The sequence below is a fragment of the Streptomyces sp. NPDC029956 genome (assembly GCF_055574655.1).
In genome coordinates, this window is record NZ_JBVHZJ010000022.1 from 4615 (window position 1) to 20724 (window position 16110).

At 72.3% G+C, this 16110-nt stretch carries 11 protein-coding genes and 3 tRNA genes; 7 read left to right on the forward strand and 7 right to left on the reverse strand.

Annotation, left to right across the window (positions count from 1 at the left end; all coding sequences use genetic code 11):
• Positions 1 to 138: 138 nt before the first annotated feature.
• From ACZ4XX_RS19195 to ACZ4XX_RS19210, 4 genes are all read right to left on the reverse strand, one after another.
• Positions 139 to 3828: a S8 family serine peptidase gene (locus tag ACZ4XX_RS19195; protein ID WP_468509043.1), complete on the reverse strand. Its 3690-nt coding sequence runs from the start codon at positions 3826 to 3828 to the stop codon at positions 139 to 141.
• A gap of 155 nt (positions 3829 to 3983) precedes the next feature.
• Complete coding sequence (locus tag ACZ4XX_RS19200) at positions 3984 to 5183, reverse strand: MFS transporter (protein WP_468509131.1); 1200 nt, start codon at positions 5181 to 5183, stop codon at positions 3984 to 3986.
• Between the two features lie 119 nt (positions 5184 to 5302).
• Positions 5303 to 5749 (reverse strand): GNAT family N-acetyltransferase, encoded by a 447-nt coding sequence (locus ACZ4XX_RS19205; RefSeq protein WP_468509044.1) that lies wholly within the window; start codon positions 5747 to 5749, stop codon positions 5303 to 5305.
• A 429-nt stretch (positions 5750 to 6178) separates the two neighbouring features.
• Positions 6179 to 6661, reverse strand: a complete 483-nt coding sequence (locus ACZ4XX_RS19210) for a MarR family winged helix-turn-helix transcriptional regulator (protein WP_468509045.1) — start codon at positions 6659 to 6661, stop codon at positions 6179 to 6181.
• Positions 6662 to 6774: 113 nt separating this feature from the next.
• Here ACZ4XX_RS19210 and ACZ4XX_RS19215 point away from each other — a divergent pair, with 113 nt between their 5' ends.
• From ACZ4XX_RS19215 to ACZ4XX_RS19235, 5 genes are all read left to right on the forward strand, one after another.
• Positions 6775 to 7191, forward strand: a complete 417-nt coding sequence (locus tag ACZ4XX_RS19215; RefSeq protein WP_468509046.1) for an organic hydroperoxide resistance protein — start codon at positions 6775 to 6777, stop codon at positions 7189 to 7191.
• A gap of 234 nt (positions 7192 to 7425) precedes the next feature.
• A complete protein-coding gene (locus tag ACZ4XX_RS19220; RefSeq protein WP_468509047.1) occupies positions 7426 to 9480 on the forward strand; it encodes a phosphocholine-specific phospholipase C in 2055 nt (684 codons plus the stop codon).
• Between the two features lie 360 nt (positions 9481 to 9840).
• Positions 9841 to 11265 (forward strand): DUF2252 domain-containing protein, encoded by a 1425-nt coding sequence (locus ACZ4XX_RS19225; protein WP_468509048.1) that lies wholly within the window; start codon positions 9841 to 9843, stop codon positions 11263 to 11265.
• Between the two features lie 194 nt (positions 11266 to 11459).
• On the forward strand, positions 11460 to 11876 hold the full coding sequence (locus ACZ4XX_RS19230; RefSeq protein ID WP_468509049.1) for an SHOCT domain-containing protein: 417 nt from the start codon (positions 11460 to 11462) through the stop codon (positions 11874 to 11876).
• A gap of 75 nt (positions 11877 to 11951) precedes the next feature.
• Positions 11952 to 13286 carry a chloride channel protein gene (locus tag ACZ4XX_RS19235; protein WP_468509050.1) on the forward strand — a complete coding sequence of 445 codons (1335 nt, stop codon included), beginning with the start codon at positions 11952 to 11954 and terminating at the stop codon, positions 13284 to 13286.
• A 370-nt stretch (positions 13287 to 13656) separates the two neighbouring features.
• Here the strand turns inward: ACZ4XX_RS19235 and ACZ4XX_RS19240 are convergent.
• The 3 genes from ACZ4XX_RS19240 to ACZ4XX_RS19250 all read right to left on the reverse strand — a co-directional run bounded on the left by ACZ4XX_RS19240 (position 13657) and on the right by ACZ4XX_RS19250 (position 14050).
• Positions 13657 to 13733, reverse strand: a tRNA-Ile gene (locus ACZ4XX_RS19240).
• A 166-nt stretch (positions 13734 to 13899) separates the two neighbouring features.
• A tRNA-Asn gene (locus ACZ4XX_RS19245) sits at positions 13900 to 13972 on the reverse strand.
• A gap of 5 nt (positions 13973 to 13977) precedes the next feature.
• Positions 13978 to 14050: transfer RNA gene (locus tag ACZ4XX_RS19250), tRNA-Asn, on the reverse strand.
• 181 nt (positions 14051 to 14231) lie between these two features.
• Here ACZ4XX_RS19250 and ACZ4XX_RS19255 point away from each other — a divergent pair.
• Both ACZ4XX_RS19255 and ACZ4XX_RS19260 read left to right on the forward strand, forming a co-directional pair.
• Complete coding sequence (locus ACZ4XX_RS19255; protein WP_467709062.1) at positions 14232 to 14543, forward strand: YtxH domain-containing protein; 312 nt, start codon at positions 14232 to 14234, stop codon at positions 14541 to 14543.
• A gap of 30 nt (positions 14544 to 14573) precedes the next feature.
• Positions 14574 to 16013, forward strand: coding sequence for an FGGY family carbohydrate kinase (locus ACZ4XX_RS19260; protein ID WP_468509051.1), 1440 nt, complete (start codon positions 14574 to 14576; stop codon positions 16011 to 16013).
• The last annotated feature ends 97 nt before the right edge of the window (positions 16014 to 16110 follow it).

Here is a 16110-nt window from a genome sequence, read left to right on the forward strand (position 1 = left end):
GGCCCCTTTCGGGGGGGGGGGGGGTGGGGCCCCTTCCCAGCAGGGGAAAGGAGTGGACCCCCCCCCGAAGGGGGAACAAACCTGGCCCCCCCCCCCCCCCCGGGGGGGGGGGCCCCGACGTCCGGACGGGAACGGGTGTTACTTCTTCACGCCCACCGCACGGATCAGTTCCTGCGTGACCGAGCCGCCCCGGTCGTCGCTCGCACCGGCCCGCAGCGAGACGGAGCCCGCGCCGGACGGGACGCGCAGCTCGCCGTCCCAGGCGGCGCCGTGCCGCGACTTCCTCAGGGCGACCTCGGTCCAGGTCTTCCCCTCGTCGTAGGAGACCTCCAGGGTGCCGCCGGTGATGGTGCCGGTGCCGGTGGCGCCCTTCACGTACTCGGCGAAGATGCCGACGGGCAGCTTGCGTCCGGCGCGGACGTCACCGTCGAGGTCGGTGTCCACGTCGAAGCCGAGGTTGAGCATCGGCAGGTAGGTGACCCTGTCGCCGGGGGTCTCGGCGGAGCGGAAGGTCCACTCGCTGTGGCCCTTGCCGGCGAGCCGCCAGCGCGCCGGGTCGAGGGTGGTGTCGGTGACGACCTTGTAGGTCGCCTCCTCCGCCGGGGCGTCCCAGGCGTAGGCGCCGGAGCTCTTCTTGCGGTCGACGCGGGTGCCGTTGACGTACACCTCGGTGTACTGGTCCATGGAGTCGTCGTTCCACACGTTGCCGAAGCCGGTGTGGTCGGTGCCGGAGTCGCCCCAGCCGGGGGTGTTGAAGCGCAGGTCGTTGCCGGAGCGCTGCTGGCCCCAGCCGAGGCCGGTGCCCAGCCACGGGTGCCAGACGGGGCCGAACCAGTCGAGGTCCACCCGGCTGCCGCCGCGGTAGGACGGGGTGCCGCCGCGCTCCTCCAGGGAGTCGCCGAGGTCGACGGACTCGTGCCAGCGCTGACCGGTGCCGGTGGAGACGTACTCGGTGCGCTCGGTCGGGAAGGAGATCCACTCCTTGAAGCCGAAGCCGATCGGGAAGGTGTCGGTGATCGAGTAGCGGAACTCGCCGCCCAGCTCCTTGCGCTTGGTGGGCGCATAGAAGGTGGAGTCGATGGTGGCGAGTTCGTGCTTGCCGGGCCGGAAGACGAGGTCCTTGCCGATGGCGCCGGGGTGCCCCTCGGAGAGGTCGTACGTGAACGGGGTGAAGCGGGTGCCGGTCAGGTCGACGCGCTTGCCGCGCGCCGCGGCAGCGGCGAGGCGCTGGGCGTCGGCGGTGTTGACGGTGGCGACGGAGAGCGGCCGGTCCTCGTAGTCGGCAGTGCCGAACCACTTCATCAGACGGCCGGGCTGGTCGTCGGTGACGAACAGGGCCTTGGCGCCCGCGTCCTGGGCGGTCTGGGCGAGCTGTGCCGGGTCGGCGCCGGCGGTCAGGCGCACGAGGACGGCCTTGCCGGTGGCGTTCTTCCCCTGGTACTCGGCGGCGGTTCCGGTGCCGGCGTCGACGAGGCCGAGTCGGTGGCCGCCCTCCAGGAGGGTGGCACCGGCCTGCGGGGTGGCGTCGGAGAGACGGGTGCCGTCGACGCTCGCCTCCATCATCGGCTTGCCGAGGCGCCAGACCGTCCGGTACTCGAAGGTGCCGGTGGCGGGCTTGGTGGTCGGCGCCGCGAAGATCGAGTCGTACTTCGGCGGGACCTGGACGGCTCCGCCGTAGGAGGCGCCGTTGGCCTCGCGGTCGAACTCCATCAGGAGCTGCCGGGTCTCGGTGCGCTTCTCGACCTCGGCGCGGATCTCGCGGAGCTGCCGCCCGTCGAGGGTGATCTCCCGGTCGCGGTCGAGGGTGATCTCCGGCGCGGTGAGGAAGCCGAGGCCGAGGGAGTCCTTGCCGTGGGAGCCGCGGACGTCGAGGAAGGTGTCGACGGTGTACGTGCCGGGCTTCAGGCGGAGTTCGAGGGTGCCGGACTCGCCGACGGCGGCCGGGAAGGGGTCGACGCCCTGTACGAGCTGCTGCACGCCGAGGTAGGCGGGGGTGGGGGCGCCGTCACGGTCCTTGACGTGGACGGTGAGGGTGTAGCGCTCCTCCTCCTTCACCAGGCCGAGGGCGGTGTGCGCGACGGCGGTTCCGGCGGCGGTGGCGGTGACCCGGCCGGAGGACCGGCCGACGGGGGCCTCGGTGCCGTCACCGGTGACGGTGGTGCTCGCGGTCCCGTGGGCCGGGACGGTGAGGGTGGTGTCGGCGAGGGTGGCGACACCGGCCGGCATGCCCTCGACGGCGAGGTTCAGCTCGACGGCGGCGTCGGAGGAGTTGGTGTACGTGACGGTCCGGGTGACCGGCGTGTTCGACTCGTACGGCCAGCCGAAGAAGCCGAGGTCGGCGGAGCCGGTGGCGGTGATGTTCGCGGCGATCGCGGCGGCCACGTCGACCCGGCCGGAGCCGAGGGCGTACGAGGAGGCGTCGAGCGTCTTCGACGAGGACATCAGCGCGTTCTTCAGCTGGGCGCCGGTCCAGTCGGGGTGCCGCTCGGCGAGCAGGGCGGCGACACCGGCGACGTGCGGGGTCGCCATCGACGTACCGCTCATGGAGGTGTAGAGGCCGCTGCCGGAGACCAGCTGGGAGCGGGCGGCGAGGATGTCCACGCCGGGCGCCGACAGGTCGGGCTTGAGGGCCTGGTCGCCGAAGCGGGGGCCCTGGCTCGTGAAGTAGGCGGCCTCGTCGGAGGAGTCGACGGCGCCGATGGTGAGGGCGGAGTCGGCGGCGCCGGGCGAGCCGATGGAGCCGGGGGCGCCGGAGTTCCCGGCGGCGATGACGAAGAGGGCGCCGGTCTCGGCGGTGAGGGTGTTGACGGCCTGGGCCATCGGGTCGGTGCCGTCGCTCGGTTCCTGGGAGCCGAGGCTCATCGAGACGATCTTCGCGTCGATGTCCTTGGCGGCCCACTCCATGCCGGCGATGATCTCCGACTCGGAGCCGGAGCCCCCGTCGCTGAGGACCTTGCCGACGGCGAGGGTGGCGCCGGGGGCGACGCCCTTCTCCTTGCCTTCGGAGCCGGCGCCGCTGCCGCCGACGGTGGAGGCGACGTGCGTGCCGTGGCCGTTGCGGTCGGCGACCTCCTGGCCGGCGATGAAGGACTTCGACTCGGTGACCCGGCCCGCGAGGTCGGGGTGGGCGAGGTCGGCGCCGGTGTCGAGGACGGCGACCTTCACGCCCTTGCCGGTGAGTCCGGCCTCCCAGGCCTTCGGGGTGCCGATCTGCTCGTTGGACTCGGCCATGGCGGCCTTGACCCGGCCGTCGAGCCAGACCTTGGCGGGGGCGGCGGCGGCCCGCGCGTTCGGGGCGGCGGTGAAGCCCTTCCAGAAGGCGGCGGGGTCGGTGGCGGTGACGGCGGCGCCGCCGATGCTGGGCAGCGGGCGGACGGTCTCGGCACCGCGCGGGGTCGCCGCGGCGGTACGGGCGCCCTTGCCGCCGTAGCTGACGATCAGCGGCAGGTCGCCGGTGATGCCCTGCTCGACGAGGCCGGTGACGTCGAAGAGGCGCGGGTCGAGCGCGCCGGAGGCCAGGTAGGGGCGGGCCTCGTCGGGGACGACCGTGACCCGGCCGTCCGCGATCTGGCTGCGTATCGCGCCGGTGGCGCCCACGGCCCGGTCGACGGTGACGGTCTGCCGTCCGCCGCCGAGGTCGGTGAGGGTGACGCGGTCTCCGGTGACGAGGGTGACGGTGGTGCTCGCCGCCGCCTTGAAGGTGTCCGGGACGGCGGCGGCGGTGGTCCCGGCGGCGGCGGTCTGCCCGGCCGAGAGCATCACGAGGGAGATGCCCGCGGCGATCAGCGCGGCCCTCCCTCTGTCGAAGGGTGTGGTCCTCGACGGCATCGTTCGAACTCCTCGCGGACCCGGGGTCGGGGGTGTTTCCGGGTGCCGCGAGGAGTCTTGGCCAGGTGGACGGGAGTTGACTCCGTTCCGTCCTGGCGGTTATGCGCCGTGGCGGCCAACCGCCAGAACAGGACGTGCCGTTCGGGGAGAATTGCTCACGGAGTCGGGTCGAGCGCGTCGTACCGGCGGAAATCGCGCCCGTACAGGGCGAGGGCGCCGACCGCCACGACACAGGCGATTCCGCCGCCCGTGACGGCGACCGCGGGCGAGGTCAGACCGGCCACGGAGCCCGCGAGGAAGTCCCCGAGCCGGGGCCCACCGGCGACCACCACGATGAACACGCCCTGGAGCCTGCCGCGCATCTCGTCCGGCGCCGCGACCTGCATCATCGTGTTGCGGAAGATCATCGAGACGGTGTCGGAGTACCCGGCGAGAGCGAGCATGAGCAGCCCGAGCCAGAGGTTCCGGGTGAGGCCGAAGACGGCGATGGCGGTCCCCCAGCAGGCGACGGCGATCAGGATCGCCTGCCCGTGGTGCCGGATGCGTCCCTGCCAGCCGGAGAGCACCCCGCCGAGCAGCGCGCCGAACGCGGGTGCCGCGACGAGGAGTCCGGCGGTCTTCGCGTCGCCCCCGAACCAGAGCACGGCGACGGCGGGGAACAGGGCGCGGGGGTGAGCGAGGATCATCGCGCAGAAGTCCGAGAAGAACGTCATACGGAGGTTGGGCCGGGTCGCGAGGAACCGCAGCCCGTCGAGGACGGAGGCCCTCTTCCCTCCCCCCTTCCGGTCCGGGAGCATCGACGGCAGCCGCCACATCGCGTACAGGCCCGCGGCGAAGGCGACGGCGTCGACGAGGTACGCGGTCTGGTACCCGGCGAACCCGACGATCAGCCCGCCGAGGCTGGGCCCGACGAGCATGCCGAAGGTCGTGACCATCGAGTTCAGCGCGTTGGCGGCCCGCAGCTGCTCGGGGGGCAGGAGCCGGGGGATCATCGAGGAGCGGGCGGGTGAGTTGAGCGCGGCGCAGACGGCCTGCAGGGCGACGATCCCGTAGAGGAACCAGACCCGGTGGAACCCGGCGAACGCGGCAGAGGCGAGCGCGACCGACAGCACGGCGGAACCGCAGGCGCTGTAGAGCCCGAGCTTGCGGCGGTCGACGGTGTCGGCGATCGCACCGCCGTACAGCCCGAAGACGACGAGCGGGACGAGCGAGAACAGCCCGACGAGCCCGACGGAGAAGGGCGACCGGGTGATGTCGTACACCTGGAGGGAGACGGCGAGCGACGTCATCCCCTGCCCGACCCAGGAGACGGCGCTGCCGAACCAGAGGCGGCGGTAGTGGGCGGAGGTCCGCAGCGGGGTGAGATCGGCGAAGAGCCGACGCCGCTCGGGGACGGGGTCCTGGGACTCGGGGGCCGGGGACTCGGAGGGCTGGGAATCGGAGGGCTGCGGCTGCGACCGCGGCTGGGTGGCGGTCACGCGATGTCGTAGCGGAGCTCGGGGCGCTCCCAGTGGATGTGACCGGTGGGCGGGACGGTTCCGGTCCGCACCGCGCCGGTGCGCAGATAGAACTCCTCGGCGGGCGGATGCGCGACGACCCTCACGGCCTTGAGCCCGGCGGCCCTGGCCTGCCCGGTCATGTGCTCCATGAGCAGCCGTCCGATGCCGAGCCCCTGCGCACCGTCGGCGACGAACGCGAGGTCGAGCTCGGCATCGTCGACGAGCAGCGCGTAGAACCCGAGCACCCGGTCGCTCGCGTCGACGGCGACGAACACGGGATGGTGCTCGATGTACGCGCCCCCGACCTGGTACCCCTCGACCATCGTGGCGTAGTCCCCCCGATAGGCCCGGGAGCTCCTGACCAGCCGGGTCAGCCGCTTGGAATCATCGGCGACGGCACGCCGGACAGTGAACTCGGACATGGGGCGAGTATAGGGGCGCTTACGGCACTTGATCCTTACGTTTTGGTCAAGGGCGTTACTGAGGCGCGTTCAAGGCCGAGCCGCCGCATCGCGCGAGCGCGAAGTGCGCGAGGTGCGCGAGGTGCGCGAGGTGCGCGAGGTGCGCGAGGTGCGCGAGGTGCGCGAGGTGCGCGGCGTGGATCGCCGAGACTTTCGCCGCCACGACCGCCACGGCCGCCGGGGAAGGTGCAGGCGCGGTGGAAGGAGCATGCGTGGGCGCGGCGGAAGGTGCGGGCGCCGCGGCCTCACCGAGCCCCCGCACCTGACCGCACCCGCGGGCGGAGCCACGGGCCACCACCACCAGCCACCAGCCGCTCGCCGCGCCCAGCGGTGCCGGCGTCCGTCGTCCGGCGGTGCCGGCTGCCGCCGTCCGTCGGACCGTGAGAGCCGCTAGCCGCAGACGTTCAGGTCGTCCGGGTCGACGCTGTCGAGCCGGACGGCGAGGGCGTCGAGGCGTTCCCGCAGGTCGCGGATGTCGGCCAGGTCGAGGCCCGTCGCGGCGGCGATCCGGCGCGGCACGTCGCGGGCCTTCTCCTTCAGCGCGGTCCCCGCGGCGGTGGGCCGCACGGTGACGGACCGCTCGTCCTCGGGACTGCGGCGCCGCTCGACGTATCCGGCCGTCTCCAGGCGCTTGAGCAGCGGGGACAGGGTTCCGGAGTCGAGCCGGAGGCGCTCTCCGATCCCCTTCACGGGCAGCTCGCCGTGCTCCCAGAGCACCAGCATGGCGAGGTACTGGGGGTAGGTGAGCCCCAGCTCCCTGAGCGCCTCGCGGTAGACGCCGTTGAACGCGCGGGTCGCGGCGTGCAGCGAGAAGCAGATCTGGTGGTCGAGCCGGAGGAAGTCCTCGTCCGGGACGGTGTCGAGCGTCTCCATGCCTCAAGGATACGCGAGGACACCTCACACGCGATTAAGTTGTGCACAATTGAATCGTGCGCTACTAATAGAGAGCCACCGCAGCGCACCTCCCGAGGACAGGAACGGAAAACATGGACGCGATCTACACCGCCGTCGCCACCGCCAACGGCCGCGAGGGCCGTGCCGTCAGCTCCGACGGCCACATCGACCTCCCCCTCGCCCACCCCCAGGCCCTCGGCGGCAACGGTCAGGGCACCAACCCCGAGCAGCTCTTCGCCGCCGGGTACGCGGCCTGCTTCGCCAGCGCGATGAACCTGGTCGCCCGCCAGGAGAAGATCGACATCTCCGAGGCCTCGATCACCGCCGAGGTCTCCATCGGCAAGGACGCCGCGGACGGCGGCTTCGGCCTCGCGGTCGTGATGCGCGCCGAGTTCCCCGACCACCTCCAGGGCGAGGCGGGCAAGTCCCTCCTGGAGAAGACCCACGCGTTCTGCCCGTACTCCAAGGCGACCCGCGGCAACATCAAGGTCGACCTCGTCGTCGAGTAGTTTTCTGTCGGTTCACGTACACCCCCGAGGGTCATCGACCCTCGGGGGTGTTCGCTTGTGGGTTTTTCCGTTCAGGCACGGGGGATTCGTCTGCCGTACGGCGGGCAGTCATGGAACGGCCCCCGGCCGGTGGTTCACGGGCGCTCTCCTTGGGGCGCCCATCGGCCGGTCCGCCCGGCCACCGCACGCGCACCCCCACCCGTGCCCGTTCCGACCCCGGAGGAGAACTCCCCCATGGCCGACCTCGACCGTCGCCGGTTCCTTCAACTCGCGGGCGGCACCGCCGCGCTGACCATGCTCTCGGAGAGCATCGCGCGCGCCGCCGCCATCCCGGCGCAAGGCTCCACCGGCACGATCCAGGACATCGAGCACATTGTCGTCCTGATGCAGGAGAATCGTTCCTTCGATCACTACTTCGGGGCGATGAAGGGCGTACGGGGCTTCGGCGACCCCCGCCCGGTCACCCTGCCCAGCGGCAGGTCGGTCTGGAACCAGTCGGCCGGAGGCAAGGTCACGCTGCCCTTCCGTCCGGAGAGCGCGAAGCTCGGCATGGAGTTCCTCCAAGGCCTCAACCACGACTGGGCGGGCGGCCAGAGCGCCTTCAACAAGGGCAACTACGACAACTGGATCGCGGCCAAGACCAAAGCCACGATGGCGTACCTCACCCGCGAGGACATCCCGTTCCACTACGCGCTCGCCGACGCCTTCACCATCTGCGACGCGTACCACTGTTCGTTCATCGGCTCGACCGACCCGAACCGCTACTACCTGTGGACCGGCCACACCGGCAACGACGGCACCGGCGGCGGCCCGGTCCTCAACAACGCCGAGGCGGGCTACGGCTGGAAGACCTACCCGGAGCGCCTCGAGGCGGCCGGGGTGTCCTGGAAGATCTACCAGGACATCGGCGACGGACTGAACGCGGCCGGCTCCTGGGGCTGGATCAACGACGCCTACCGCGGCAACTACGGCGACAACTCGCTCCTGTACTTCAACACCTACCGCAACGCGCAGCCCGGCAACCCGCTGTTCGACAAGGCCCGGACGGGCACGGACGCCAAGGCGGGCGAGGGCTTCTTCGACCGGCTGCGCGCCGACGTCCAGGGCGGCCGGCTGCCGAAGATCTCCTGGATAGCCGCCCCCGAGGCCTTCTCCGAGCACTCCAACTGGCCCGCGAACTACGGCGCCTGGTACATCTCGCAGGTCCTCGACGCGCTGACCTCGAACCCGGACGTGTGGGCCCGTACGGCCCTGTTCATCACGTACGACGAGAACGACGGCTTCTTCGACCACGTCGTCCCGCCGTACGTCCCGGGCTCCGCCGCACAGGGCCTCTCCACCGTCGCGACCGGGCTCGACCACTTCCCGGGGAAGACCGGGTACGTCGCCGGGCCGTACGGTCTCGGCCCGCGCGTCCCGATGCTGGTCGTCTCGCCCTGGTCCACCGGCGGCTACACCTGCTCCGAGACCTTCGACCACACCTCGGTCATCCGCTTCATGGAGCAGCGCTTCGGCGTGCAGGAACCCCAGATCTCGCTCTGGCGGCGGGCCGTCTGCGGCGACCTGACCTCCGCCTTCGACTTCTCACGGACGGACACCTCGACGGCCGCGCTGCCACCGACGTCCGGCTACTTCCCGCCCGACAGGAACCGTCACCCCGACTTCCTCGCCACCGCCCCGGCGACCGGCACCATGCCCCGCCAGGAGCGCGGCGCCAAGCCCACCCGCCCGCTGCGGTACGCCCCGTTCGTGGACGGCTCCGCCGACACCGCGGCGGGCAGGTTCCGCCTCAGCTTCGGCGGCGGCCCCTCGGCGGGCGCGCAGTTCTACGTGACCTCGGCCAACCGCACCGACGCGCCCTGGACCTATACGACCGAGGCCGGCAAGTCGATCGCGGACACCTGGAACACCCAGTACTCGAAGGGCGTCACCGACCTCACGGTCCACGGCCCCAACGGCTTCGTCCGCCGCTTCCGCTCCCCCGGCAAGACGGCCGTCCCCGAGGTCACGGCCCGCCACAACACCACCACGGGCAGGCTGGACCTGACCTTCACCAACGCGGGCACGACCGCGACGGTGACCCTCGTCAACGCCTACGGCGGCGCCCAGAAGACGCTCTCCGTCGCGAAGGGCGCCACGGTCACCCACAGCGTCGACGTCTCCGCGGCCCACCACTGGTACGACGTCACCGTCACCTCCTCCGCGAGCACGGACTACGTCCGCCGCCTCGCGGGCCACGTGGAGACGGGCACGGCGAGCGTCTCGGACCCGGCCATCCTCACGTACTGAACGCACCGACCACCCCGGAGGACCGCCCCGAGGGCCCGTACGCGTCGCCGCGGCGCGTACGGGCCCTCGGGCTTCACCGGCGGGAAGGCGGCGCTCGCCCGGAGGAGCGTCCGGCGAGCCGCACACAGGCGCGCGACGGCATCCGGACGGACGGGGGTGCGGCGGGACCGTCGCCCGCCGCCGAGCACCCTGCCCCGACGGCCGTGATAATCGGAGTTGGCGGCATCGCCCGGTCACGCACCCCGTCCCGCACCGCCGCCCGGCCGCTCAAGGCCGCCCGCTGACCCGGGCCGCACGGGCGGCCACGGGCCGCACGGTCAGGCCCGACACCCCCAGCAGGACCGAGCAGGAAGGGTTCCGATGCCCCGGAAAGCCGTCACTGCGCTGCGCTCGGCGCGCCACGCCACCCCGGAGGAGCGTGCGGCGCTCGGCAGGAAGGCCCGGCGCCGCTCGCCGCGCTCGGGCCACGCCGAGTACCGGCCGCCCACCGACCGGCCCGACCCGCTGACGATCCTGGAGGCGCAGTCGGCGACCCGGGTCCCCGAGCTCGTCCCGATCCGTTACGGCCGCATGACGGAGTCCCCGTTCCGCTTCTACCGCGGCGCCGCCGCGATCATGGCGTCCGACCTGGCCGGAACGCCCGCCTCGGGGCTCACGGCGCAACTGTGCGGGGACGCGCACATGCTCAATTTCCGTCTCCTCGCCTCGCCGGAACGGCAGTTGATGTTCGACATCAACGACTTCGACGAGACGCTCCCGGGCCCCTGGGAATGGGACGTCAAACGACTGTCGACGAGTCTCGTCATCGCCGCCCGGGCGAACGGCTTCGACGACGCCGAGCGCGCCCGCATCGTCGAGGACACCGTCCGTTCCTACCGCGAGGCGATGATCCGCTTCGCGGGCATGCGCACCCTCGACGTCTGGTACGCGAAGATCGACGCGGCCCGCCTCGAAGCCCTGGGGACGACCCTCCTCCACAAGCGCGGACAGAAGAACCTGGCCCGCGCCATGGAGAAGGCCCGCTCCCGGGACAGTCTCCAGGCCTTCGACCGGCTCACCGAGACCGTCGACGGGCGGCCCGTGATCGCGGCGGACCCCCCGCTGCTCGTTCCGATGGACGACCTGCTGCCCGACCTCCAACGCGCCGCCCTCGAAGGCCGGTTCCGCCATCTGATCGAGGAGTACGGCACCACCCTGACGTCCGACCGGCGCACGCTCCTGGCGGACTACCGGCTGACGGACATCGCCCGCAAGGTGGTCGGGGTCGGCAGTGTCGGCACCCGCTGCTGGATCTTCCTGCTCCTCGGCCGGGACGACCAGGACCCGCTCTTCCTCCAGGCCAAGGAGGCGGACACGTCCGTGCTCGCCCCGTACGTCGGCGCGAGCGCCTACCGCAACCAGGGCGAGCGCGTCGTCTCCGGCCAACGGCTGATGCAGGCCACCAGCGACATCTTCCTCGGCTGGCAGCGGGTGGACGGGATCGACGGCAGGCGGCGCGACTTCTACGTGCGCCAGCTGCGCGACTGGAAGGGCATCGTCGTCCCGGAGCGGATGCGCCCCAAGGACATGAGGGCCTTCGGCGACCTGTGCGGACTGACGCTGGCACGCGCGCACGCCCGGTCCGGCGACCGGATCGCGATCGCCGCTTACCTGGGCCGCGGCGACTCGTTCGACCGCGCGCTCACGCGCTTCGCGGAGTCCTACGCCGACCAGAACGAGCGCGACCACCAGGCTCTGGTCGAGGCCGTGCGCTCGGGCCGGCTGCCCGCCGAGGACGTGACCTGAGCGGAGCGCGGACCGGCCTGAGCGGAGCGCCGTCCGACCCGCCCCCGGTCACCGCGGGGGCACCGGCCCGGCCCCGCCCGCACCCGTCCCGCATGCGGTGAGCTCCCGGGCGGCGCACCCTGGATGCAGTTCGTTCCGCCGGGCCCTCCACGAACGGGTGGCCGCGGCCCGACACGACCGGCAGGAGATCGGCCATGAAGGACTCGGTGGTGAACCTCGCAGTGGACTACCCGCTGCTGAACATGTTCTGGACCATGCTGATGCTCTTCCTGTGGATCCTCTGGTTCATGCTGCTCTTCCGCATCATCGGCGACATCTTCCGCGACGATGAGCTGAACGGCTGGGCGAAGGCGGGGTGGACCGCCTTCGTCATCCTGCTGCCCTTCCTGGGCGTGTTCGTCTACCTGATCGCCCGCGGGCGGTCCATGGGCGAGCGCGAGCTCAGCCGGGTCCGGGAGAACGAGGCACAGTTCCGCTCGTACGTACGCGAGACCGCCGGGAGCGGCGGCGGCCATGCGGAGCAACTGGCCAGGCTCGCCGAGCTGAAGAACAGCGGCGCGATCACGGAGGCCGAGTTCGCACAGGCCAAGGCCAAGGTCCTCGCGAGCTGACCGGGTCCGGCCCGAGCACGACACAGGCGCGGGGACCCCGCACCGGCTCCGAGCTGCACCGGAGAAAGGCCATCCATGGCGGAGCACGACACCCACCCCGCGGACCCCGGCAGCGCGGAGCAGCCCCTGGAGGCGGACCGGCTGCGCGACCTGCTCCTCGCCCCCGGCTATCTCAAGGCCCTCGTCTTCTCCGCCCTGATCGGCGTACCCGTCTCGCTCGTCGCGTTCTGGTTCCTGGTCGGACTGCACGAACTGGAACACCTCGTGTGGGCGGAGCTGCCGCAGAGCCTGGGCTGGGACAACCCGCCGTGGTGGTGGCCGCTCCCCCTGCTCCCGATCGCGGGAGTCGTCGTCGGACTGGTCGCCTCGCGGCTGCCCGGAAAGGGCGGGCATGTGCCCGCGTCGGGCCTCCACGCCGGCGGGGCCTCGCCGGTCATGCTGCCGGGCGTCCTGCTCGCCGCGGCGGCGAGCCTGCCCCTCGGGGCCGTGCTGGGACCGGAGGCACCCCTGATCGCCCTGGGTGGCGGTATCGCCCTGCTCTTCCGCGACCTCGCGCGCGTTCCGGCGACCCCGAAGAGCACCGCCCTGCTGGGCGCGGCCGGCGCCGCGGCGGCCATCGCGGCGATCTTCGGCAACCCGCTGGTCGCCGCGGTGCTCCTGATGGAGGTGGTGGGGGCCGGCGGACCGCAGCTGTTCGCGGTCATGCTGCCCGCCCTGCTCTCCAGCGGCGTCGGGGCCCTGGTCTTCACCGGTATCGGCCACTGGACCGGACTGGAGACCGGGGCCCTGAGTCTCCATCTGCCCATGCCGTTCCCCCGTCTGGACGTGGGGGACGTGCTCTGGACGATTCCGTTCGCCCTCGCCGTCGCCGTCCTCCTGCACCCGGTCCTGGCCACTGCCCGGCGCGTCGCCGCCTTCGTCTCCACGGGAGTGGTGGGGCGCACCGTGCTGTGCGCCGCGGCCGCGGCGTCCTGTGCGGCGCTCTACGCCCTGATCACCGGCCGCAGCCCGGCCGAGGTCGCGCTGTCGGGCCAGGCCACCCTGGGACAGATGGCCACCGACCCGCACGCCTGGGGAGTGGGGGCGCTGATCGCCGTCCTGCTCTTCAAGGGAACCGCGTACACCCTCTGTCTGGGCAGCCTGCGGGGCGGCCTCGTCTTCCCCGCCCTCGCCCTGGGAGGCGCCGCCGGAGTCCTGCTGGCCCCGCTGCCCGGTCTGGGCCTCGTCCCGGCCATGGCGGCGGGCATGGCCGCCGCAGCGGCCGCGACCCTGCGGCTGCCCGTCAGCAGCGTGGTCCTCGTCTCCCTGCTGCTGGGCGGCACCGCGATGATTCCGGTCGTGATCCTCGCGGCGGTGATCGCCTTCGTCGCGACGGAACTGCTCCCGGGTCACCCGGCGCCTGCCGGGTGACCCGTACGGGCCGGACGGTCGTCTGAAGGACCGACGACGGCCCCGGCGCGCCCGGGGCCGTCGTCGGTCCACACGTCCTGCCCGCTCGCGGTCGCCCGCGCGTGCCCGGAGCCGAGCTGCTCGTGGGCGGGCGGCGATCGTCCCGCAGCGGCTCGCCGCGGCCGGCGTCAGGGGTGTGGGTCGCCTCACAGAGGGGCCGTACGGGGAGGGCCCCGCGGCATCCGGGTGAATCGGGCGTGTCGCACCGCTCACGTCCCACGCTCTGTCCGAACAATGGGGGAACGCGGAAGCGAAGACCGTACGCGAGCGCGGTGAGAGTCGACCGACCAGGGAAAGTGCCTGGTCAGATCGATTCTTCTTCACCATGCGGTGGTGGGGCGGGTGGGACTCGAACCCACGGCCGACGGATTATGAGTCCGCTGCTCTAACCGGCTGAGCTACCGCCCCGAACGGTGAGGCGCGTACATGTGTGCGCGCCGTCTGCCGCAGCATAGCCGCTCATACGATCTCCTGCTCCGGAAGATCGGCTCTGCTCGACCATGAAGACCGCACTGCGCTCCGCATGGTTCCCCGAGACGCGAAAAAGGACCCCGAAGGGTCCTTTTCCGTTCCGCTCCCCCGACTGGACTCGAACCAGTAACCCTCCGGTTAACAGCCGAATGCTCTGCCAATTGAGCTACAGGGGATCGCGCTCCCCCGACTGGACTCGAACCAGTAACCTGCCGGTTAACAGCCGGCTGCTCTGCCAATTGAGCTACAGGGGATTGCTGCGTTGCACCGAACGTACCCACTCCGGATGCTCCGGGCGGGCGGTTGCTCGCTGCGACACATACATTAGCGCAAGCAGGGGGGTGCTCCGCCAATCGGTATCGCCGGGGGCACCGCCTGGGCACCGGCGATGCGTCGCGGACGCATCAGGGAAGCTCTCCAGGGAAGGTGGTGGCCATGCGATACAAGCTGACGTTCGTCGTAGGACTCGCCCTCGGGTACGTGGTCGGCACGCGGGCCGGCCGCGAGCGCTACGAGCAGATGAAGAAGTCCGCGAAGGAGTTCGCGCAGAACCCGGCCGTGCGCAACGCCGCCGAGTCCGCCGCCCAGACCGGGCGGCAGGTCGCGGGCAAGGCCGCGCACGTCGTGGGCGACAAGGTGGGCGACCGGCTGCCGTCCTCGGTGACCGACCGGTTCCACGCGCTGTCCGGGCGCGGCGGGGCCAACGGGAAGGTCGAGGAAGACGACTGGGGCACCAGCAACACCTGAACCGCCCCGCGTGCGGCAGAATCAAGTGTCATGGGGATAGTCGCAGGACTCGACAGCTCAGCGGAGTTCACACGCATCGTCGTCTGTGACACGGACACGGGTGCCGTACTGCGGCAGGGATACGCCCCTCACCCGGGCGAACCCAAGGCCGTCGACGTCGACCCGCAGACCTGGTTGCTCTCGCTCGGGGAGGCCGCCACCGGCGGGCTCCTGGAGGGCGTGCAGGCCATCGGGGTGTCCGCGCAGCAGCACGGACTCGTACCGCTCGACGCGCAGGGCGGCCTGGTGCGGCCCGCGCTCGTCCGCAACGACAAGCGGGCCCAGATCGCCGCCGCCGACCTCGTCGAGTCGCTCGGCGGCCGCCAGGCCTGGGCCGAGGCCGTGGGCTCCGTGCCCGGCGCCGGGCAGGCGGTGGCCAAGCTGCGCTGGCTGGCCCGTACCGAACCCGAGCACGCCCGGCGGGTCGCGATGGTCCTCCAGCCGCACGACTGGCTGGTCTGGCAGCTCCTCGGCCGGCCCGCCCGGCGCACCACCGACCGCGGCGCCGCCTCCGGCACCGGCTACTGGTCGGCCCGCACCGGCACGTACCGCCCCGATCTCGTCGAGCTGGCCCTCGGCCACCAGGCGGTGCTGCCCGAGGTCCTCGGCCCGGCCGACGCCGCCGGCACCACGCCCGAGGGGCTCCTCATCTCCGCCGGCACGGGCGAGACGATGGCCGCCGCGCTGGGCCTGGGGCTCGGCCCCGGCGACGCGGTGGTCTCGCTCGGTGCCTCCGGCTCCGTGATGGCCGTCCACCACGAGGCCCTCGCCGACCCGAGCGGCATGATCACCTCCTTCGCCGACGCCACCGGCATGCACCTGCCCGTCGTCCACACCTCCAACGCGGTACGGGCGCTGCGCGGCACCGCCGAGATGCTGGGCGTCGAGTCCCTCGAAGAGCTGTCCGCGCTGGCCCTGAAGTCGACGCCGGGCGCCTCCGGGCTCGTCCTGCTGCCCTATCTGGAGGGCGAGCGGACCCCGAACCTGCCGCACTCCGCGGGCACGCTCAGCGGGCTGCGGCGCGAGTCGATGAAGCCCGAACACCTGGCGCGGGCGGCGTTCGAGGGCATGCTCTGCGCGCTCACCGACGCCATGGACGTGCTGCGCGGGCGCGGTGTCGAGGTGCGCCGGGTGTTCCTGCTCGGCGCCGCGGCGGCGCTCCCCGCGGTGCAGGCGCTCGCGCCCGCGCTGTTCGGCGCGCAGGTCGTCGTCCCCCAGCCGGCCGACTACGCGGCGCTCGGCGCGGCCCGGCAGGCCGCCTGGGCCCTCGGGGTGGCGCGGGGCACGCTGTCGCCGTCCACTCCCCCGGCCTGGCAGGGCGCGGCCGCGCAGATCCTGGAGCCGGGCGAGGACCTGGCCGCGGGCCGGGCGGTGCGGCAGCAGTACGTGGCGACACGGGACCAGCTCCACCCGGGCGCGTTCGGTTCGTGACGTCCTGCGAGGGGCCCGAACCCCGTTCGTAAAGTCTTCCCCAGGGCTTGCCCCGCACCCCGAAACCGAGTCGTAACGTCGCGGGCGTGCGGGCGAT

Bases quoted from the DNA above. Each gene is read 5' to 3' on its own strand.
- ACZ4XX_RS19225 (WP_468509048.1), top strand. From the start codon at position 9,841: ATGCCCCGGAAAGCCGTCACTGCGCTGCGCTCGGCGCGCCACGCCACC.
- ACZ4XX_RS19230 (WP_468509049.1), top strand. From the start codon at position 11,460: ATGAAGGACTCGGTGGTGAACCTCGCAGTGGACTACCCGCTGCTGAAC.
- ACZ4XX_RS19195 (WP_468509043.1), bottom strand. From the start codon at position 3,828: ATGCCGTCGAGGACCACACCCTTCGACAGAGGGAGGGCCGCGCTGATC.
- ACZ4XX_RS19210 (WP_468509045.1), bottom strand. From the start codon at position 6,661: ATGGAGACGCTCGACACCGTCCCGGACGAGGACTTCCTCCGGCTCGAC.
- ACZ4XX_RS19235 (WP_468509050.1), top strand. From the start codon at position 11,952: ATGGCGGAGCACGACACCCACCCCGCGGACCCCGGCAGCGCGGAGCAG.
- ACZ4XX_RS19255 (WP_467709062.1), top strand. From the start codon at position 14,232: ATGCGATACAAGCTGACGTTCGTCGTAGGACTCGCCCTCGGGTACGTG.
- ACZ4XX_RS19260 (WP_468509051.1), top strand. From the start codon at position 14,574: ATGGGGATAGTCGCAGGACTCGACAGCTCAGCGGAGTTCACACGCATC.
- ACZ4XX_RS19205 (WP_468509044.1), bottom strand. From the start codon at position 5,749: ATGTCCGAGTTCACTGTCCGGCGTGCCGTCGCCGATGATTCCAAGCGG.
- ACZ4XX_RS19220 (WP_468509047.1), top strand. From the start codon at position 7,426: ATGGCCGACCTCGACCGTCGCCGGTTCCTTCAACTCGCGGGCGGCACC.
- ACZ4XX_RS19215 (WP_468509046.1), top strand. From the start codon at position 6,775: ATGGACGCGATCTACACCGCCGTCGCCACCGCCAACGGCCGCGAGGGC.